This window comes from Sphingomonas sp. ACRSK (genome assembly GCF_022346685.1).
In the GTDB taxonomy this organism is placed as follows: Bacteria; Pseudomonadota; Alphaproteobacteria; order Sphingomonadales; family Sphingomonadaceae; genus Sphingomonas; species Sphingomonas molluscorum.
The window spans coordinates 1-6,032 of the sequence record NZ_JAKRNR010000066.1 but is presented as its reverse complement, the minus strand read 5'-3'; the positions used below and the strand labels follow the sequence as shown (position 1 = coordinate 6,032).

Here is a 6,032-nt window from a genome sequence, read left to right as displayed (position 1 = left end):
ATGGTGGTGCACCGGGCGGCGATCGTGCCGGCGGGGGCGTGGCCGTGGTACGAGCGGCTGGTCGGGCGGTCGTTCGTCAACCATCCCAAGATCCAGACGGGCGTGGTCACCGTCGCCGTCCAATAGATACCCCCCAGCAAGTGCTGCAGGTACCGCTCGTCCCGGTACATCTCCGCCTGGTGCCCCAGCAGCGTCACGAACACGCGCCCCTGTTCATGCCGGTGGTACCAGGCCTCCGGGTGGTGCGCGCCCATCCGCCGGCCGACCTGCCCCGGCCAGATCCGCGTCGGGTCATAGCTCGCCTCGTCCACCTCCAGCACGGGGTTCACCGCCACCCGGTGCGGGTTCTCGGTCACGTAGAACTCGTCGCTCCAGATCCACCGATCCGGCAGGCCGAAGCTCGCGGGAAAGCCCTTGTCGGCGACGGTGACCACGCCCGTCTGGATCTTGGGATGGTTGACGAACGACCGCCCGACCAGCCGCTCGTACCACGGCCACGCCCCCGCCGGCACGATCGCCGCCCGGTGCACCACCATCGCGTTGCCGCCGCCGCGCATATAGGCCTCGAACCGCTGGCGCTGCGTGGCACTCAGCTGCTCGGCCGGCGTGTTCAGGAACAGCACCGCCGCATAGGGACTGAGGTCGCCGTCGAACACCGCCGGGTCGCTCGTCCAGGTCAGCCCGATCGAATGCAGCCGCGCCAGCTTTTCCAGGCTCTCGCGCGCGACCGGGATATATTCATAGTGATAGGTGCTGGGCGTCGCGATCACGAGCAGCTTGAACTGGTCCTCGGCCGACGCCGCGCCCGGCATCAGCCCCCAGGCCAGCACCGCCAATAGCCGCAGGATCGCCTTCATCGCCTTCTCCCCCTGTCGCCCCCTTGTAGCGAACCCGAGCCCCGGCGCGAGGTCGACCTTTGTCGCAGGGGGGCTCAGCAGGAAGCGCTAGCGAACCGCCGCGGTCCGCAGTTCGTGCACGCGCAACCGCGGGAACACCTCTTCCAGCGGCTTGCTGTCGGGCAGCACATAGACATAGCCGCCCTTCTTCGCGAACTGCGGCCGCAGGAGCTTGCCGTAGAACGCCCGGGGCACGTTGATGCAGCCGAAGGTGACGCGATTGTCCTCCGCCGTCGGCGACAGCATCCGCTCGCGGCGGCGCTCCTTCTTGGCGGCGTCCGCCGGGATCGTGTGGATCGCTACCGAAGTCGCATAATCCACCCACAGGATCCGCTCCTTGCGGAACGGGATGCCGAACTTCGCCAGGAAGCGCCCGGCCGGCGTGGTCTTCTCGGCAGGGCCGATCTCCGCCAGCTTCTTGCTGCCGACGCCCGCGGTGGCATCATCGCCCAGGGCGATGCCGATCAGCACCGGTTCCTGTGCCAGCTGCTCGCCCTTCGCGTCGAACAGCAGCATCGTCGCATTGGGCTTGTCGATGATCGCAAAGGGGAGCCCGTGGTTGTCGCCCGATGCCGTCACCCAGTCGGCGACGCGGCTGGCGTCGGCGGAACGAACCGTCCCGGCCTCGGCCTCAAAGCTGGGGGCTTCCAGAGCCGGTGCTTCCTGGGATTGCGCAACCGCTGCGGCGGGAGCGGCCAGTGCGATGCCGGCCAGCACCCGGAGAAAAAAGGTCATCAAATGCAGATACTCGAAATCCGGCCGTCCCGTAAGGGACGACCGGATGCTGTTGACGGTCGGTGCGATCAGTGGCGCGGGCGCTTGGGCCGAGCCTCCTGCGCCTGGAGCCGCTGCTCCACGCCATCCACGCGGCCGTTGATCTGGTCAATCCGCTGGCCGTTCGCCTGCGCCTCGGCCAGCGCCGCCTTGGCGGTGCCGTCGGTCTCCTGCAGGCGTGCCTCCAGCGTGTCGACCCGCTGGCTCACCGGCGCGATCTGCTCACGGACGTACGACTTGGTCGCACAGCCGCTCAGCCCCACACCAGCCACCAGGACGATCAGGGCAGGCGCGAATTTAGAGGCATTGAATGACATCGTAGTTCTTTCACTCGTTGATCTGCCGGAACAACCAAGCTGACGGAGGAAAGTTCAACAATCCCGATTGGGTTCGGATGTGCATTGCGTCAGATCAACCGACAGTGTTGCACCGTTTCAACACTTTCCTGAACATCTATTCATCTACCTGAACTGATGTTCATCTAGCTGAACGAATGTTCATCTCTGCACATCATAAGCAAGATCGCGGCTAGTTTTTGCCCTTGCGTCCGGCTCCTGCCGAGAAGGGGTCGATCGGGATCCCGTTCGACGGTTCCTTTTCGCGCGCACCGCCCGCGGGCTTGCCGCGCTGGCCCTCGACGCAGCGGCGCAGTTCGGCGACCGCCGCCCCGCTTCCGTCCAGGCTCAGCCGCTCGACGGGCACGTTCCCGCGAAAGATCTGCAGCGTGGGGGAAGCGGCGAAGTGCGCCGGGAACTTCGCGCCGAAGTCGGTGACGAACCCCTGTTTCCCGCCAGAGGCCATGCCCACCGCGAAATGCTTGGGGAAGCTCGCCTTGGCGAGGCGGAAGGTGAGTTCCAGCCGGTCCTTCGGCTTGATCGACCAGTTGGCGTTCAGCACCGTCAGGTGGTTCGTGCCGTCGACCTCCAGCCCCAGCAGCAGCGTCGTCCGCCCGGCGCGATCATATTCGCGCGTCAGGAAGCAGCCCTTGCCGTCCCGGCTCGCCGCCACCGTCCAGGCCCCCACCTCGCGCGTCGCATAGTCGCCCGCCACCGCCGGCACCCCCGCGAGCAGCCCCACCGCAACCCCAAGCGCCGCAAGCCCCGGCCGCAGGGCCGCCCGGCCCCGGCTGGCAACATCGATCGGTCGTCGTGGCGATCCCATGCCTATCCTTCTCCAACCCGTTCCGCCGGCAGCGACCCATCGCACCGGCACCCCGTGTCGTTCCCTTCCGGCGTTGAAGCAATGCTGAACGCGCGAAGGGGGTAGTGGGTGTCAGGCGGGCTCCACCGCGAGCGCCCACGATTGGGCCGGGAGCAGAATATCCGCTTTGAATTGCGCGCGTTACGAAAGCGGCCGTCATTTACTCTAGCAAACGTTGCCCTTCTGAGCGGAGAGGCCAGCGTGCGAACCCTCAGAACGTGCCGTCCTTGGTCGGATTCCCCGTGCTTAGCACACGATTGTAACCTCAACAGAGTTTGCTGCTAGGCCGTAGCTGATGCGACGTGATAAGTTCCCCTAGCCGAATGACAAATGTCGGCGGGAGGGGAAATGGGCAAGCTCAGTGAGTGGTGTCAGGCGCAGCCTGATTGGGCAGCTGACGCCATGCAGCGCGCGGCCACATCAGCCGATCTTACCGAAGAAAATATCACCGCAGTCGTTGATCGCGTCGCTGTGGCGTTCGGCATGAGCGTTGAAGGAGACCGCCCCTGCTTGGCGTTTGACGCAGGCACTGTTGTTTCGTCAGGAGCAAGGCCGGATGATGTGGTTCTCCATTCGGTCGGCCCCATACAAGGGTTAGACCGCCTGATTGGCGGGCAGACCCTCAAGTTCGCTCTCAACGGCGTGACGGTCATTTTCGGCGAGAACGGCGTCGGCAAAAGCGGATATACGCGCGCCTTGCGGCATTTATGCACGGCTAGGGTAAGCGCCGACCTGCAGGGCAATGTGTTTGCCGAAGGCGATGAGCCGGAGAAAGCGATCACCTTCTCCTATCAGAAAGGCGATAGCCAACCAGCCACTGAGACTTGGGCAGACGGCAGCCCGAAGCCGGAGATACTGAGCGGTATCACCATGCTCGATACCGACAATCTCCGCGTCTACGTCGATGGCAAAAATGACATTCTCTACCTATCACCCGAGGAAGATTGTGTCGGGCGACTAGCGCAACTGTATCGAGCGGCTTCCGGTCGGTATCGGGGCTGGATCGACGCCAACACGGCACGCAATACCCCTCCGTATGGCGGCCATTACTCGCAAACTACCACAGTCGGGCGATTGATAAGCCGCCTTCAAATCGGCACCCCCGAAGCCAATCTTCCGACCGAGCAGGATTTGCGACAGGCGGCGACGTGGAATCTCGAACTGGAAACCGAGCTGGCTCAGCTTGGTGTGGAGCTAGTTCAAGGCCCTGCCGCCGTCGCGGTGCGTTATGAACGGATCGCTGCGGCATGTGCGAATGCAGTCGCCAGTTTCGATGCCGTTGGCGGAGCTTTGCTGTCGCCGATAATCGAGCAGGACGGGCAGCTGCTGGGTGCCAAGCAGAGAACGAAGCAAGTTGCAGAGACGCTAGCTGCCGAGCAGATCGGCAAGCAGCCGATTCAGGCGACCGGTTCTGATGTATGGCGTGAGTTGTACAGACTGGCGCGTCAGTTTGCGGCGGAGGCAGGTGTTAGGCCGCCGGATCAATCCTTTGCTGTCGGCGACCCATGCCCAGTATGTCAGCAAGCCATTGGCGAAGAAGCTGCTCGGCGCCTAGCCGCATTTGACGCCTTCGTGGAAGGGGCCGCGGCACGGGAGGCACTGAGCGCTACCCGAGCCGTCGATCTACGGGTTACCGTGCTTCGCAATGTTACCTTCAAAACGGACGCCGACATGCAGGCCTTGCTGCGGGAAGCCGCCGAAGTTTCCTCGGGGGCGGGTACACTCGTTGATAGTGTGATTGCTTTCAACCGTTCACTGCGCGCCAGACGCGATGAGCGTCTTGGCCAACTGGCAGCAGGCGTCGTTGCGGACCTAGTTCCGCTACCGCCTTCACCCGTTGAACCGTTGCGAGCCTGGGGCGCTCAACTGGCAGCCCATGCTGCTTCTTTGCGCGCAGGTGACGACCGTACCGCCGCAATCACAGAGCGAATCGCTGAGCTAACCGACCAGAAGCAGCTTCACGGGCAGATTGAGGAGGTTGTATCACGCCAGAAGGAGCTTTGGTGCCGCCATCGCTACCTCGCGTGCGAAGCCGCTTTGAATACGTCTCCATTGTCGCGCCTCGCAACGACCCTGCGGAAAGAGCTGACCTCACCCGAACTACAAACTAGAATCGGCGAGGAAATTGCAGCCTTTGCGTTGAACCATGTTCCCTTGCAGTTCGCCGATGAGAGTTCGAGAGGCGTGAGCTTTTTCGAGGTCGGATTGGCATCAAGCAAGAAAGCGAAAAAATCGCGTGTCCTAAGCGAGGGCGAACAGCGCGCCTTGAGCTTGGCGTGTTTTCTTGCAGAATCTCATGTAGCTGGCCGCCGTTCGGCAATCATCCTCGATGATCCCGTGACGAGTCTGGACCATGCTCGCGTCAGAAGGGTGGCACGTAGGCTGGTCAATGAAGCCGCGAAGGGGCGTCAGATCATCATCTTCACGCACAATCTCGTCTTCTATCATGAGCTTATGATTGCCTGCCTCGACCGGCATACCCCGGTCCCCGCGCTCCCCTGCCTCATACAACAAGGGAACAACGGCGAATTTGGAATGGTGAGCATCAACGACGAGCCTTGGGTCGCGCGCAAGGTGAAGGACCGCGAACGCACGTTGCGGGCAGAGATCGATGCCATTCCTGATGAGCTGGCGATTACCAGCGAAGAATATAAACGTCGTTGCACGCGTTTCTACGCCGCATTGAGAGAGACGTGGGAGCGCGCAGTTGAAGAAGTTGTGTTGAACGATGTCGTTCGCCGCTTCGGTTCGGATGTGGGAACGCTCCGCTTGGGCGGTGTCGAAGTGAGCGATGAAGATTTCACGCTCATCCATCGCGCTATGAAACGCGCTTCCGAGCATTCGGGTCACGACCAGGCTCAGGGCCGCCAGATAGACATGCCGACGAAGGCGCAGATGCAAGCCGACCTGCTCGAACTCACAGGCTTCAGAACCACAAGACAGAAGGCCAATGATGACCGCGCAAGTCGTCGGCGAGGGTTGGTCGCGGCACCGCCACAAGCCGAGGTCGCTTAGCCGATACACCCACCCTTGTAGGTTCCGGCGGCTGCCTCGAACGAGAATACGGGACGGCAGGTTACGGGGTTAAGCCAGGGCCGGTAGATGGCTAGGTCTGGGGCACATAGCTGTCGATCACACCCTCCAGCCCCACCCCCCTCACCC

Annotated in this window: 5 protein-coding genes; 1 reads left to right on the top strand and 4 read right to left on the bottom strand. The window is 62.9% G+C overall.

Annotation, left to right across the window (positions count from 1 at the left end; all coding sequences use genetic code 11):
* The 4 genes from MHZ35_RS17530 to MHZ35_RS17515 all read right to left on the bottom strand — a co-directional run.
* Positions 1–857 (bottom strand): ThuA domain-containing protein (locus MHZ35_RS17530; RefSeq protein WP_239436799.1); only part of this gene is annotated, 857 nt, incomplete at its 3' end.
* Positions 858–944: 87 nt separating this feature from the next.
* Positions 945–1,631 (bottom strand): L,D-transpeptidase, encoded by a 687-nt coding sequence (locus MHZ35_RS17525; RefSeq protein ID WP_132884551.1) that lies wholly within the window; start codon positions 1,629–1,631, stop codon positions 945–947.
* Between the two features lie 68 nt (positions 1,632–1,699).
* The gene (locus MHZ35_RS17520; RefSeq protein ID WP_129342666.1) at positions 1,700–1,987 is read right to left on the bottom strand and encodes a hypothetical protein; all 288 of its coding nucleotides are present in this window, start codon (positions 1,985–1,987) and stop codon (positions 1,700–1,702) included.
* A 211-nt stretch (positions 1,988–2,198) separates the two neighbouring features.
* A complete protein-coding gene (locus MHZ35_RS17515; protein WP_239436798.1) occupies positions 2,199–2,831 on the bottom strand; it encodes a hypothetical protein in 633 nt (210 codons plus the stop codon).
* A 387-nt stretch (positions 2,832–3,218) separates the two neighbouring features.
* Between MHZ35_RS17515 and MHZ35_RS17510 the strand changes: the two genes are divergently transcribed.
* On the top strand, positions 3,219–5,885 hold the full coding sequence (locus MHZ35_RS17510; protein ID WP_239436797.1) for an AAA family ATPase: 2,667 nt from the start codon (positions 3,219–3,221) through the stop codon (positions 5,883–5,885).
* Positions 5,886–6,032: the final 147 nt, after the last annotated feature.

Bases quoted from the DNA above. Each gene is read 5' to 3' on its own strand.
- MHZ35_RS17525 (WP_132884551.1), bottom strand. From the start codon at position 1,631: ATGACCTTTTTTCTCCGGGTGCTGGCCGGCATCGCACTGGCCGCTCCC.
- MHZ35_RS17520 (WP_129342666.1), bottom strand. From the start codon at position 1,987: ATGTCATTCAATGCCTCTAAATTCGCGCCTGCCCTGATCGTCCTGGTG.
- MHZ35_RS17515 (WP_239436798.1), bottom strand. From the start codon at position 2,831: ATGGGATCGCCACGACGACCGATCGATGTTGCCAGCCGGGGCCGGGCG.
- MHZ35_RS17510 (WP_239436797.1), top strand. From the start codon at position 3,219: ATGGGCAAGCTCAGTGAGTGGTGTCAGGCGCAGCCTGATTGGGCAGCT.